Origin of the sequence: Microcoleus sp. B13-B6, from assembly GCF_036705405.1 — a bacterium.
GTDB lineage: Bacteria > Cyanobacteriota > Cyanobacteriia > Cyanobacteriales > Microcoleaceae > Microcoleus.
The window spans coordinates 1-13,693 of the sequence record NZ_JAUBUJ010000069.1 but is presented as its reverse complement, the minus strand read 5'-3'; the positions used below and the strand labels follow the sequence as shown (position 1 = coordinate 13,693).

General features: G+C 44.8%; 16 protein-coding genes. 5 read left to right on the top strand and 11 right to left on the bottom strand.

What is annotated here, in order from left to right; all coding sequences use genetic code 11:
* Position 1: 1 nt before the first annotated feature.
* From QUB35_RS25660 to QUB35_RS25645, 4 genes are all read left to right on the top strand, one after another.
* Positions 2 to 1,162, top strand: a complete 1,161-nt coding sequence (locus QUB35_RS25660) for a glycosyltransferase family 4 protein (protein ID WP_333144486.1) — start codon at positions 2 to 4, stop codon at positions 1,160 to 1,162.
* Positions 1,162 to 2,391: a glycosyltransferase gene (locus QUB35_RS25655; protein ID WP_333144485.1), complete on the top strand. Its 1,230-nt coding sequence runs from the start codon at positions 1,162 to 1,164 to the stop codon at positions 2,389 to 2,391. Before QUB35_RS25660 ends, QUB35_RS25655 begins: the two co-directional genes overlap by 1 nt.
* 59 nt (positions 2,392 to 2,450) lie before the next feature.
* Positions 2,451 to 3,533: an NAD-dependent epimerase/dehydratase family protein gene (locus QUB35_RS25650; protein ID WP_333144484.1), complete on the top strand. Its 1,083-nt coding sequence runs from the start codon at positions 2,451 to 2,453 to the stop codon at positions 3,531 to 3,533.
* Positions 3,534 to 3,650: 117 nt separating this feature from the next.
* Complete coding sequence (locus tag QUB35_RS25645; RefSeq protein WP_333144483.1) at positions 3,651 to 4,457, top strand: WecB/TagA/CpsF family glycosyltransferase; 807 nt, start codon at positions 3,651 to 3,653, stop codon at positions 4,455 to 4,457.
* A gap of 292 nt (positions 4,458 to 4,749) precedes the next feature.
* On the opposite strand, the gene QUB35_RS25640 is transcribed toward QUB35_RS25645, so the two are convergent.
* From QUB35_RS25640 to QUB35_RS25590, 11 genes are all read right to left on the bottom strand, one after another.
* Positions 4,750 to 4,884: a hypothetical protein gene (locus QUB35_RS25640; protein WP_333144482.1), complete on the bottom strand. Its 135-nt coding sequence runs from the start codon at positions 4,882 to 4,884 to the stop codon at positions 4,750 to 4,752.
* 36 nt (positions 4,885 to 4,920) lie between these two features.
* Entirely contained in the window at positions 4,921 to 6,099 is a 1,179-nt protein-coding gene (locus tag QUB35_RS25635; protein ID WP_333144481.1) for a transposase, read from the bottom strand.
* Between the two features lie 342 nt (positions 6,100 to 6,441).
* Positions 6,442 to 7,437, bottom strand: coding sequence for a class I SAM-dependent methyltransferase (locus QUB35_RS25630; protein ID WP_333144480.1), 996 nt, complete (start codon positions 7,435 to 7,437; stop codon positions 6,442 to 6,444).
* A 208-nt stretch (positions 7,438 to 7,645) separates the two neighbouring features.
* Positions 7,646 to 7,801, bottom strand: a complete 156-nt coding sequence (locus tag QUB35_RS25625) for a hypothetical protein (RefSeq protein WP_333144479.1) — start codon at positions 7,799 to 7,801, stop codon at positions 7,646 to 7,648.
* 209 nt (positions 7,802 to 8,010) lie between these two features.
* Positions 8,011 to 8,970, bottom strand: a complete 960-nt coding sequence (locus QUB35_RS25620; protein WP_333144478.1) for a DUF362 domain-containing protein — start codon at positions 8,968 to 8,970, stop codon at positions 8,011 to 8,013.
* Between the two features lie 125 nt (positions 8,971 to 9,095).
* Positions 9,096 to 9,422, bottom strand: coding sequence for a hypothetical protein (locus tag QUB35_RS25615; RefSeq protein WP_333144477.1), 327 nt, complete (start codon positions 9,420 to 9,422; stop codon positions 9,096 to 9,098).
* 173 nt (positions 9,423 to 9,595) lie between these two features.
* On the bottom strand, positions 9,596 to 11,020 hold the full coding sequence (locus QUB35_RS25610; RefSeq protein WP_333144476.1) for an aspartate ammonia-lyase: 1,425 nt from the start codon (positions 11,018 to 11,020) through the stop codon (positions 9,596 to 9,598).
* A 605-nt stretch (positions 11,021 to 11,625) separates the two neighbouring features.
* Positions 11,626 to 12,270 (bottom strand): peptidase M15, encoded by a 645-nt coding sequence (locus tag QUB35_RS25605; RefSeq protein WP_333144475.1) that lies wholly within the window; start codon positions 12,268 to 12,270, stop codon positions 11,626 to 11,628.
* 190 nt (positions 12,271 to 12,460) lie between these two features.
* On the bottom strand, positions 12,461 to 12,667 hold the full coding sequence (locus QUB35_RS25600; protein WP_006631417.1) for a hypothetical protein: 207 nt from the start codon (positions 12,665 to 12,667) through the stop codon (positions 12,461 to 12,463).
* A gap of 5 nt (positions 12,668 to 12,672) precedes the next feature.
* Positions 12,673 to 13,092, bottom strand: a complete 420-nt coding sequence (locus tag QUB35_RS25595) for a GIY-YIG nuclease family protein (RefSeq protein WP_333144474.1) — start codon at positions 13,090 to 13,092, stop codon at positions 12,673 to 12,675.
* Between the two features lie 18 nt (positions 13,093 to 13,110).
* Entirely contained in the window at positions 13,111 to 13,233 is a 123-nt protein-coding gene (locus tag QUB35_RS25590) for a hypothetical protein (RefSeq protein WP_333144473.1), read from the bottom strand.
* A 122-nt stretch (positions 13,234 to 13,355) separates the two neighbouring features.
* Here QUB35_RS25590 and QUB35_RS25585 point away from each other — a divergent pair, with 122 nt between their 5' ends.
* On the top strand, positions 13,356 to 13,619 hold the full coding sequence (locus tag QUB35_RS25585; RefSeq protein ID WP_333144472.1) for a helix-turn-helix domain-containing protein: 264 nt from the start codon (positions 13,356 to 13,358) through the stop codon (positions 13,617 to 13,619).
* Positions 13,620 to 13,693 lie beyond the last annotated feature (74 nt).

Genomic DNA, 13,693 nt, shown 5'->3' with positions numbered 1-13,693 from the left:
GATGGTTGATAGAAATGAACTCCGCATTGCTTGGCTCGTTCCTTCGGCAGAATTTGGGGCCTATTGGCCGCCGGTTTTGCATGAGCTCAAAAAACTGATTCCGAACACGATTTTTTATACAGGTCGCCTCTGGCCTCGCTACGATCCGGAAGCTCCTGGTACAGAAGTAGTCGAAGTTGTGGGAGATACTGAATTCATCACCACCCAAAAGATAGAAACTGGGTACAGTCGTGGTTATATTAAGGCTACTCCGGGGATTATTTTTCCTCTTTTGCAATTCAAGCCCCAGGTCATTTTTGCTAGTGGATTTTCGATCTGGACATTGGTAGCTATAATCTTTAAGCCTATAGGGAAATGGCAATTGGTTTTAGTTTATGAAAGTAGTTCCCCGAATGTAGACTTTCGAGATTCTAAGGTGCGATCGACGATTCGACGCTGGATGGGTAAATTTGCTGATACCTTTGTTTCTAATAGTCGCCGAGGTAAAGAATATTTGGTAGAAGTGATTGGGGCTGCCGAAAGTAATATCTTTGCTCAACCTTACATGGTTCCTGATGCTAAAGCTTTGGTACAAAAGTTAGAAAATAATAAGTCTATCTCCTTGTCATTCCCCCACCCAATTTTTCTGTGCGTGGGTCAAGTAATTTCCCGCAAAGGGATTAAGAATCTGTTAGAAGCTTGCAGAATTTTGCAAAGCAAGGGATACTCGAATTACACAGTCATTATCGTTGGAGACGGGGAACAGCGATCGGAACTAGAAGCACTTACAAAAGAATGGGGTTTAGAAAAACAAATTGTTTGGACAGGGTGGATAGAATACGGATACTTGGGCTCTTATTTTCTAGAAGCTGATGTGTTTGTTTTTCCTACGTTAGAAGATACTTGGGGAATGGTGGTGCTAGAAGCGATGGCATTTGGTAAGCCGGTTTTGTGTTCAAAATGGGCTGGGGCTTGCGAAATGATCGTTGAAGGTGAAAATGGTTATATTTTTGATCCCTATCAGTCGGAAGGTATTGCAAACGCGATGCGGGACTTGATTGATTGCCCAGAAAAGTTAGCGATCATGGGCAAAAAATCCCAGCAACTGATCGCTGAACATACACCCGAAAATGCTGCGAAATTAATAGCAGATGTGACTTCGCTAGTATTGGAGAAAAGTTGATGAAAATTCTTTTATCTGCCTTTGCCTGCGAACCCGGACAAGGATCTGAGGAAGGAGTGGGCTGGAATGCGGTGGTAGAAGCCGCCAAGCATCAAGAAGTTTGGGTACTAACTCGCACCTTTTACCGTACCGCTATTGAAGCCTTCCTGGCCACGTACCCGAACCCTAACCTGCACTTTGTCTACATTGAGCCTTTCGGCTGGAGCGAAAACTTTAAAGGTAGACAGGGAGGGCTGCAATTGCACTATTACCTGTGGCAAATTTTGGCTTATTTAGAGGCGCGCCAGCTCCACCGCCAAATTAATTTCGATATCGCCCGCCACGTCACCTACGTTAAATTTTGGTCGCCCAGCTTCATCTCGCTGCTGCCTATTCCTTTTATTTGGGGGCCTGTGGGCGGTGGCGAAGCAGCCCCGAAACCTTTTTGGGCTGATTTTAGCTTTAAGGCAAAACTTTACGAAACGGCGCGAGATTGGGGACAGCGGCTCGGCGAAAGCGATCCCTTTGCCAGGATGACGGCTAGGCGAAGTGTCTTAGCTTTTGCGACAACGGAGGACACGGCGAAGCGGGTGCGGGCGATGGGTGCTAAAAAGGTGCAGGTGCTTTCCGAGGCGTGTCTGTCGAAGGAAGAGATGGCGAGGCTGGGAGAGTGCCAGATGCCAGGGCTTTCCCCGATCAGGTTCATCAGTATGGGGCGGCTGCTGCACTGGAAGGGCTATCACCTTGCGTTGCGGGCATTTGCCCAAGCTAACTTGCCGAATGCCGAATATTGGCTGCTGGGGGATGGCCCGGAACGCGCTCGCCTTCAGTCTCTAGCGCAGGACTTGGGCATTGCCTCTCAAGTTAAGTTGTGGGGGAGGCTGCCACGCGAGGAAACTTTGAGTAAGCTAGGGGAGTCTCATGTACTTATTCACCCTAGCTTGCACGATTCAGGTGGCTGGACTTGCTTGGAGGGGATGGCGGCGGGGCGCCCCATCATCTGCTTGGATCTGGGAGGGCCTGCTACTCAAGTGACGGCGCAAACGGGGATAAAAGTACCTGGTTACAATCCAGAACAGGCAGTGCAGGGTCTAGCTGAGGCGATCGCTAATTTAGCCGGCGATGCAGAGTTGCGATCGCGCTTGGGTGAAGCAGGTCGCAATCACGTCCGGGAAGTATATGATTGGGATGTTAAAGGCGAATTCTTTGCTCAATTGTGCGAAGATATAGTCTATAGAAAATCAGGATAACTTCTGATGGGTTCGATCGGGCAAAACAAAGAAAACTATATTTTTTCAGGCGGTGAAACGTGGGCGTTGCAATCATTACTGGCTCGGCGGGTTTAATTGGCTCTGAGGCGTGTCAGTTCTTTGCCAAACAAGGCTTAGATATAGTTGGGATCGACAATAATATGCGCCAGTTCTTTTTTGGTGCTGATGGTTCTACAAACTGGAACCGGCAACTGCTCGAAAAGTCTTTGGGTACCAAGTATTATCACTTAGATGTGGACATTCGCGACTATGAAGCGATTACCAATATCTTTCAGCGGTACGGCGAGTCGATCGAATTAGTAATTCACACAGCAGCTCAGCCCAGCCATGATTGGGCTTCCCGTGCTCCGAAAATAGACTTTACCGTCAATGCCAACGGCACTCTCAATCTTCTAGAAGTAACTCGCTTGTACTGTCCTAAAGCGGTTTTCATTTTCACTTCTACCAATAAAGTATACGGCGATACGCCTAACAGTTTGCCTTTAATTGAATTAGAACACAGGTGGGAAATTGAACCCGGCCATACTTACGAAAGTGGCATTCGGGAAGATATGTCAATCGATCAGTGCCTGCACAGTTTGTTTGGTGCTTCTAAGGTAGCTGCTGACATTTTAGTCCAAGAATACGGTCGATATTTTGATATGAACACCGCTTGTTTTCGTGGCGGCTGTTTGACGGGGCCAAATCACTCAGGAGCTCAATTGCACGGCTTTCTCGCCTACTTGATGAAGTGTGCTGTCACGGGAACTCCTTACACCGTGTTTGGCTACAAAGGCAAGCAAGTTCGCGATAACATTCATAGCGCTGATTTAATTTCGGCATTTTATGAATTTTATAAAGCTCCCAAAAGCGCCCAAGTTTATAATACAGGAGGAGGCAGGTACAGCAATTGTTCGATGTTAGAAGCTATCCAGATGTGCGAGGCCATTGCAGAACGCAAGTTTAATTGGACTTATGCTGAAGGGAATCGCATTGGCGATCACATTTGGTGGATTAGCGACAATTCAAAATTTTCCAGTCACTATCCCAACTGGAAAATGAAATATAACGTTAAACAAATCTTACAGGAGATTTATGAATGTAACCGCGAGCGTTGGCTGAAAGAGGATGCCAATGAGTGAGCCGGGCAAAAAGAAGGTGCTGGGAATTTCGGTAAACGATTGAAGAATACAAGGTTAAACAAATCTTAGGGGAGATTTATGAGTGTAACCGCGAGCGTTGACTTAAAGAGGTGCTCCATGATTGATAAAGGGAAAAAGAATGTACTGGGCATATTAGTAAATGCCGTTAATTATGAAGCGGCTGTTAGCAAAATTATTGCGGCAGCCAGCGCCGGAAAACCAATGTCAGTTTCTGCTCTCGCGGTTCACGGGGTAATGACTGGGGTTCTCGACAGCACTCATCGTTATCGGATTAATCACATGGACTTAGTATTGCCAGACGGACAGCCTGTCAGGTGGGCGTTAAACTGGCTCTACCATACGGAATTGCCCGATCGAGTTTGCGGGCCGAATGCGATGTTACAAATTTGCGAACGTGCGGCAGAAGAAGGATTACCTATCTATTTGTACGGATCTCAAGCTTCTGTACTGGAAGCTTTATCTCGCAATCTCTGCCAGCGTTTTCCCAAGTTAATTATTGCTGGAACTCAGCCTTCTAAATTTAGGCACGTGTCGCCCCAAGAGAAACAAGAAATTGCACAGCAAATTCGCAACAGCGGTGCAGCAATTACTTTTGTCGGTTTGGGGTGTCCCCGGCAAGAAGTCTGGGCTTACGAATACCGGGACGACTTATCAATGCCATTGATTGCTGTAGGTGCTGCTTACGATTTTCATGCGGGTAATTTGGCTAAATCTCCTGACTTTTTATCTAAAATAGGTTTGGAATGGCTGTTTCGGATGATGAAGGAACCTCGGCGCCTTTGGCAGCGGTATGTTTTTTTGAATCCGCTTTATATCTGGCTGTTTTTGCTACAAGCTTTGAAAATCAAACAGTTCGACCCCACAGACGCCACGCCGCCTGTAGAAGAAGTATTATATGGTTGAAATTTAAAAGTTTTTGGTGAATTATGGGTGCTCACAAGAAAAAATTTAAAAAGCAAACACATCGTAACTAATCGTTTTGAGGTGCAACTACGATCGCATATTCAAGAAAACTGATATCAAATCCGGTGGCATCGGAATTATAGTGGGAGCTTAAGAGCTCGCGATTTGGGTAGCGAGCTCTTAAGCTCCCACTGACATGATCCGAATATATAATTCCGATGCCACCGGAAAGGATATTACGCCCGAAAACAATTTTTACCTTATCTATGTGGTAAGCTGCCGACTGCACACCCTACATACAAAGTTTGTGCGTCAGTCTCGATCGAGTCAGGTGGATTTCTGGGTCAATAGCCGCATTTTGTTTGAGCGAACTCCTGGCATTGGGGATTATTGCAGGGAGCGCAAAAGTATTGTGACTGTTTGACATACTCCCCAGCCTGAAGGCGTGGGGATTCTTTACGCTTCATTGACGGACGCTACGCCCGGTAGTCTTACTCTGTCTCGACGTACATTTAGAGTCGTGCCGATGCCCCAGGCCGACTTTTTCTATATTTACCGAAGCGTTTTCATCTCGGTAGTGTTCTGTACCGCAATTTAAGCAAAGTATAGAACGCACAGACCAATCAATTTTTCCCCATTTATATCCGCAATCAGAGCAAGTTTGGCTTGTAGGTTCCCATCGACTAATAATTACGAACTCACGCCCAAACTTTTCAGATTTAGCCTCGCACAATACCCGAAATTCTCTCCATCCCTGTAGACTAATTGCCCTAGCAATTTTGCGGTTTTTGACCATGCCAGACACGTTTAAATCTTCCAAGACAATGGTTTGGTTTTCACTGACAACCTTGGTAGATAGTTTGTGCAAAAAATCCTTGCGAGTATCAGCAATCTGATTGTGGAGCTTGGCAATCTGAATGCGGGTTTTGTTCCGGCGCTTTGAGTCTTTGGGCTGGCGGGCTAACTTGCGTTGCAGCTTGCGGATTTTTCGGTCTAACTTTTTGTAACTGGGACTTTGGGCTGATGTTCCATCACTCATTACCGCAAAAGTTTTAATTCCCAAATCGATGCCGATACTTTGGTTCTTGGCATCAACTCGATTGGGTTGAATTTCTACGACAAAGCTGAGTAAATAGCGGTTCGCACAGTCTTTGATTACCGTGACCGAACTGGGCTCGGAGGGTAGCTCCCTCGACCAGATTGGTTTAACAATACCGATCTTGGCTAGATAAACTCCATCTCCTTTGATTGAGAAACCTCCGCGAGTCAACCTTGCAGACTGGCTGTTTGTGCGCTTTTTGAACTTAGGATAGCCGACTTTGCGTCCTTTTCTTTTGCTCTTGCAAGACTCAAAAAAGTTTTTGAATGCTGCTTCTAAGTCGGCCACTGACTGTTGCAATGGAATTGCAGAGACTTCGCCTAACCAAGCTCTTTCCTCAGTCTTTTTTGCCTGAGTGATAACAATCTTTTGGAGTTCAGCCGATTTAGGCTTCTTTTGAGATTGTTTGCAGATTGCAAGAGCATCGTTATACACAACACGAACGCAACCGAACAACTGAGCTAAGCTCTGCTGCTGTTGGCTTGTTGGATAGAAACGGTACTGATAAGCTGTTGTGCATTTAAATAGAATGTCAAAAAACAATATAATTCTTGTGGGGTGGGCGTCTCGCCCGCCCTGAATATGCAATTTAAATGCGTGACAGCTTATCTTGCTTTCATGCTTACTCCGATAACATAATAGGGTGGCAATTGGGTAGCTAAATGACCAGAGAAAGATTAAGTATTCGCATTGCCGTGAGTCGGCTAGAGAAGCTGCGGAGAATTGCCAAACAGAAAGAAAAAACAATGACCCAACTTATAGAGGGCTGGATTGATAAACTTAAAGAGGAAAAGCCGTCAAACGAAGGACGGGGCTTTAGACCCAGTTTTTCGGTAACCAAACTGGATACAAAACCAAAAGTTTATTGCCCTTACCTCGCTCTTGCTATGGCTTTTGGGCTACAATCCGGATCGAATCGTACTTGTTTTCATCAGCCGCAAAAATTGTTTTCAGCAGTAGATTCCAAGCTTGGGCCTTACTGTTTTCTTTGGGCTTTACCATCCGAGGGGATTCCATTGAATCGAACACACTCAAAATTTTTCTTTCATCATCGATCCAACTGTTGGCAAATTGGCGATAGTAGCCATTAAACTCAGTAGAAATTATCTCAAATCCCGCTTTTTCACAGATAGCGCGGAAGCTCTGCGGTGTGAAGAAATACAAATGCCTTGGTACATCTAGATGCATCCATGCAATCCCTGATGACTTCAGCCCAATACAAGAGTTATTTGGTACTTCCATCACCAATTTGCCGCCATCCACGAGCAACTGCATGGCATTGCGGAGTGCAAGTAAAGGATCTCTGGTATGTTCGAGTACGTGGTTCATCACAATCATGTCGTACTGTCTAGACGTGACTTCCGGGGGCAAAGATTCAGCAGTACCATAAAATACATCAAGACCTCGCTGCTCGGCCAAAACCAAAGCTTGTCGATCGGGTTCTACGCCCCAGACTTTGTGACCATCTGCTTGCAGTTCTTGCAGCATTTGGCCGTTGGCGCAACCGATTTCTAATATCGAGCAGGAAGCAGTCGCGAACTGTTGCTTCCACCATTGACTTGTGACATCTACTCCGCGATCGAAACGCCAAGCTAGATGCGTGCGTAATTTATCCCAGAAGGAAATAGAAGAGGAAGACTCGGAACCTGTAGAGTCTATATGATGAGTATAGTAGTCGTCAATCTCGTAGAAACTGGCGATTTTGTTGAGTTCGGGTAAAGGATGAATGCATCCAAGTTGTGACTTTTCGCACCAGTACAATTGAAAGGATTCTTTGTTTGCAGGTCTGCGCCAATCACCGGGTATCAATAGCCACGGTTTCATATTCTGTCCCGATATCGGACAGACGACGGTAGGAATTAAGCAATTTTGACTTGGCATTTTAGTTTTCATTATTTAGGTACTTGATGTACTAATAACCACTGATGTTGGATTTCAAATCCGGAAATAAATTATGTGCCAGTGACCATTGCGGAATCTGAAATACAGCGGATGACGGCCCCAAAATTATTAGGTTTCGGAAACAGGATTGCTGCGGGGTGGTTTTCAGCTTACATCGCATTTAAGGTAACGCATTTAGCTTGCTTTGTCACGTGTAATAAAAAACTACACATTCCGCGATCGGGCTGTGAGTAAGTTTTCCTATATTTAGGAATTCAGCAATAATTAAAGTATAAATTAAGTTATAAAACTGGGTAGCGATGTCGGCTGCGATCGAGATAAATAAAAGCTTTATTGCCTTCATACCTAAGTAATATTATTTATTTTATTGCAAAAGCGAAGTATAAAATTTGCGATTTCATATATCGGTGGACGCAAATGTTGCGCCCGCTACGGTGCCTTGACATAAAAATTTAGCTCCCAGTTGAGTTGGGAAGCCAAACTTTTCTTTAATCTTCATCACAATAGCTGATTGACAAGCAGGGATTTTTATGTAGAGGTCGCCAAGGTCTCCTATCGATCGGCGTAAGCCCCCATCCGTTCTTTGATAAACCGGATATAAAAATGCCTGAAAGTAGACTTAATCACCCGCGGCATACCAAAGTCTATTGGCATCATACTTTCCGGCAACTTCCAATCCAAAACCTTGAGATTTTCCGGCTGCAAAAGCGGAAAATCAAGATCCTCCAAATTCGAGCAAAGCCCCAATCTCATCGCCGCAGCTACAGTGGGAACCGCCGCGGGATCAGCATTAATAATTTCAACTAAAGTTCTGTCCAAAGCAAACACATCATCAGAGGCAGCCAAAATTCCCAAAAACTTAGGTTCCCCGCCGCTTGGCCCGTTACCTTCGTGGCCGATAATGCCATCCAAAATCGTCAAATTAGGGTTAATTGCCCTGGCCGTTTCAACCAGCATTTCACCGAATCTGGCGCTATCTTTGCCAGCTTCCATGTGCCACCAAGCCTTCATTTTGCCTGGGACGCAGCCGAACAAATTTTTCACGCCCATTGTCACGGTTAATTGAACGTGAGATTTGAGTTTGGGCAAATTAATCACTACATCCGCTTCCATTGCTTCTTTGCAAATTCGCAGATGATTGAAATCTTCGCTGACAGTTTCGTAGCGTTTTCCTTGAAACTCAACTACTGGCAAATTCAGTTCTTCCAACAGTGGCAAATAACCGTTGGCTTTGGCTACACCCATTGCACTGCCAAAAGCTGGACTATCACCTAAAAATGGTTTTCCTCCCGCTTCAATGACCATTTTCGCCACGCAGTAAACCAATTCTGGGCGGGTGACACATTCTTTTGTAGGGCGAGAACCGGTGAGGAGATTGGGTTTGAGTAAAACCCGATCGCCCGATTTGACAAAAGCCGAGATTCCGCCCAAGGGTGCCAGCAAACTTTCTAAAGATTTTTGCAAGATTTGGCGATCGTAGGAATTGGCCTGAATTAAACTAACAGCAGACATAATTATGAATTAATTTGTAATTGGTTATCGATCGGGAATAATCTCAGTGTAACACAGGCACATAAAACCATAAGCAGGGTGATCTGCGCCTGCGTTACCAAGAATAATCTCAATACAAATGAACCCTAACTATTCGTTGGCAATCTACCAACTGCCGCCCGCTGCATCGTACTAACTCGCAGCGAGTTAGAGAATATTCCTTGACCTTGCAGTTCAGGGATAGCAGGTTTTACTTCTACTTTTACCACCCTGGCTGTGCAGATAAAAACCGTTTGATCGGCTAAATGGAAAGTCAACCAAGGTTGATTTAATAAATGCAGCACTTCCTCTTGGAATTCTTGTGCCGGTATCGGAATAGTGAAAGTTTCAGCCTGACCTTCCACATAATGAAATGTCACTTGAGTTGTGTTCTCTTTATCTTGAGTTAATTTGGCAAAAGAACCTGCGCGCATAAATCTTGCTCCCAACTTTAGACTATAAAAAAAATTCAGAATTAAATGTAAAAAAAATGAATTCTGAATTGTTTAACTTTCACCTGTGACAGCGATCGGGCAGAACTCAGAAGGCAGAAGGCAGAATTAAATCGAGTTCAGCCTTCTAGTTTCTAGCTGATTCCTGCGAGATCCTATACGTTAGCAGAAGATGTTGGCATAGCACTCATTTTCTCTAAATCTAGAACTTTTGCCAAGTCTTCTGCACTCATTAAACCCCTTTCTAGCACAATTTGCCGCAAAGATTTGCCGGTTTCTAGAGATTCTTTGGCGACAGCGGCGGCGTTGAGATAGCCGATGTGAGTGTTGAGGGCGGTAACGAGGGCGAGACTACCTTCTGCGTAGGCGAGACACCGATCGCCCTTAGCTTCTATTTTTTCGAGGCATTTGGTGCTCAGGGCGCTGATGGTATTGCCCAAAATTTCGATGCTGTGAATGAGATTGTAGGCGATCAGGGGCATCATCACGTTCAATTCTAATTGTCCCGCTTGGGCGGCAAGGGCGATCGCGCTATCGTAACCCATAACTTGAAAACAAACCATCGATGTCATTTCTGCCATCACAGGATTGTATTTTCCCGGCATAATCGACGAACCAGGTTGCACAGGAGGCAATTGAATTTCTTTCAAACCCGTTTTCGGCCCTGAGTCCATCAAACGCAAGTCGTGGGACATTTTAACGCAATCCTGAGCGAGATTTCGCAGTGCACCGGAGACATTTACAAACGGTGCCATACTCTGCATAGCAGCCATTAAATGCCTTGCTGGTTTCAGGGGGTGATCGATTAATTCTGAGAGAATTTCCGCAACTTTTTGACAGTATTCAGGGTGAGTGTTTAACCCTGTTCCTGCCGCACTTCCCCCCAATCCCAGGGATGTCAAATCATCGGATGCCCTGTCAATTCTCAAGGTATGTTCTCTGAGAATTTGCGCCCAAGCGCCGAAGGTATCGCCGAGTCGAACAGGTACGGCATCTTGCATATGAGTGCGGCCGGATTTAACGATATCTTTGAATTCTTCGGCTTTGTTTTCTAGGGCGACTACGGCATCCGACAAAGCCGGAAACAGAGTCTTTTCTAACGCCAACAATCCGCCGATACGAATCGCCGTCGGAATCACATCATTTGTTGATTGACCGTAGTTTACATGATCGTTAGGACTAATGCGCTTGTAGTTGCCTTTTTCGTCGCCCATAATTTCCAAAGCGCGATTTGAAAGAACTTCATTAACATTCATGTGGTGAGAAGTTCCGGCGCCGGCTTGGTAGACATCAACTACAAATTGATCGCGCAATTTGCCAGCTAGGATTTCATCTGCTGCTTGGACAATTGCTTGACTGATGTCTTGGGGAATGCAGCCGAGTTCGCCATTGGCGATCGCCGTTGCTTTTTTAATTAAAACACAAGCATCAACGTATGTTGATAAAGGCTTAATGCCACTAATCGGGAAATTTTCAATAGCCCTTAGAGTTTGGATGCCGTAGTAGACATTAGATGGGATTTGTTTGTCTCCCATCGAGTCGCTTTCGGTTCGGTAGGTTGCGGTTGGCTTTTGAGTCATATCGTCTGGTTTGTGATAATTAGGAATTGTGCAAACAGAACTTACGCACAGTTGGTCAGAAACCGGGTTTCTTGTCGGGGAATCTGTTTGAAAGCGTAGTTTTTTGTCAAGAAACCCGGTTTCTGAAGGTTTTTGTGCGTCCTGGACTGGCAATTTTTTTGGTAACACGGCTGACGGGCGATCTTACTTTTGGGCGCGCGCCGACAACTTTACAGTAATGCGTAAGTCCCGATCGTACAAAATTATCCCACATCTTAGGCTTCAATCTCAAATCTCAAATCTCAAATCGATTGACAGTTTGCAAAAGCTAAAATTAGTCAATCGGCAAGGGCGATCGCACCCAGACAAGGCGAGTCAGCTATAATCATACAAGTAGATCCATTTCACTCATAGTCTTAAACTCCCACGAACAAACCAGCAAAAACTTTCAAACACCCGCTAAATATTTTGATAATCGGCTTTAAGTGCCTCTGCGATTTTTCCGGCTTCAGTAAAGGCTATATCCAGCATTGTTCCCACCGCAGCCCTCCCGGAAAAACCGACGATTTTAATGGCTCACTGAACAGGGCTACAGTTATACTATTGAGGTTCAAGGCGATGGTTAGTCAGCGATCGATAAATTCTTGGTAAAACTGCCCATGCAAACCTAAGAAATTATCCATCCCCTTCTTTGTCAAATACCCGCTATTCTTACCAGTGTGCGGGTTTCTTACGTAGCTAGAAATGGTTTTTGAAACATTAGGATTCTCGCTCCACCTAATGTTGAATGCTGCATAGTTTGGGAAAAAGGTCATTTCTGCATAAGCATCTATGTGGTCATGTATCCACCATGCCAATGCTGTCCAATCTTGAGTGCGCTCATAGTAAGGGATGAATGATGTAACAATAATACATACTGTTGCTCCCATATACCCCTCTGAATCTTTTACATCCCAGATATGTTCTGCATAGTTGGCCTCATTACTGGCACAGTTGTACTGATTTTTATTCTCTGCTCCTTTGGCGTTCACCGCACAAGAACGATAGGCTGAGCGGATACTAATCCGACCAAGCGCATCTTGAATTGGTTCAAGCACCCTCTCACACAAATTCTTTCCTGCTGCGATCGCCAAGTCAGGATCGCTAGGAAGGTTAGGGATACCTTCAATTTGAGAGATTTCTGAATAAAGAAACTCACGCATGAAAAAACTCTTAGAGAGTTGAACCCGTCCTAGCTCTTCCAAAGCTTTAACAGTTTGTGGCTTTCTCATAGATTGAACTCCAGCAATTAGAGGTGAATAGCTTAATTTTAAACACTGGCAGATAATTTAGAAGCATTGTTTCAGCCAAAAGCAACGTTCCGGTTGAGTGGCTAGAAATAACTTTTGCATCACCACCAATATCTTTCGGTAGTCCGCTCCAACCGGGTTGTTAGGCCGCGGCGATCGCCACTTGACGCTGTTATTGTCCGCGTCCTGGTTTGCAATCTGCAAAACCTAATGCCTCTGTGTCAAGGAAACTAGCGATCGCCATCTCAATGACTGCTTCGATTGGGTATTCAATTTCAGCAGCACGAGCAATTAGGGCAGCACGAATTCGTTCAGGAAAACGTCCTAAAATAACTTCGGCATCAGCGAGGGAAAGTTGCTCTTGAAGTTTGGCTTGCATGGCATTTACATCTCAGTTGGAATTTGGACGTTGTAAGGGGGTTCAGTAGCTCTTAGAATGATGGCTTCTAGCTCCAATAGTAACGCAGGGTTCTGCCAGTGAGAAATTGTCTGTACTGCAATCCGTATGTCTTCATCGCTATATTTATCGAGCCATGCCCACAAAAAAGCTTTGTGCCCACCACTGAAGCGACCTCGTAAGCTCTTGGTTTTACCGATGTAGAGCAATCCATCAGTTCTGTGCCTGATTGCATAAATGCCAGGACGCGCAGGAATGCTCTCAAACCCACGGGTCAAGGGTTGACATTGCTCAAAAGGAATGAAAGCAATCGCGTCTAGAATTCTTCGCGCTTGGATTTGTATGTCAGAATCATTCGTTGTCATGAAGGCAAGAAGGCTGATTGCACAGAAATCATAATCCCACAAATTCTGTTACAACCATCATCAACTAGGGATGGTTTCCTGCGCGATCGCACAGAGAAGGCGATCGAGTCCGAGCTGATTTGAGCCTTGGCCGTGCCTGTGTTTTTCTAGGATATGGGAAAGGGGCGAGCGATCGGCTTTCACCTGTCGGTAAAAAATGTAAAGTTATTTCCGTAAAAAACCTGGTTTCTGCGTCCAGGAGTAAGCTGTTCAGCATCTAAAACGCATATTGCATAGTATAATATGATGATATTTATAAAAAGTCAATGCCTACTAAAAACTTCCTCAGTTCCGAGACAAGGGAAAATCTTCAACAAGTATTAAAGGAGCATGAGCATCCAGACATTCGGCAAAGAGCCTTAATTTTTTTATTGCTAAATAGCGGAAATACACAAGCTCAAACTGCTGAACTAATAGGATGCTCTCTGAGAAAGATTGCTTATTGGAGCATTCATGGTGATCCTGATAATTTAGACACTTTTAAAGATAATAGGATGAAGGGTAATTACCGAAAAGCCACAGAAGAATAAGCTGTTGCACATTTAAACTGTGATACAATCATTACCCTTATTTTTGATTTTGCGACCCCATTTAATTATTAATT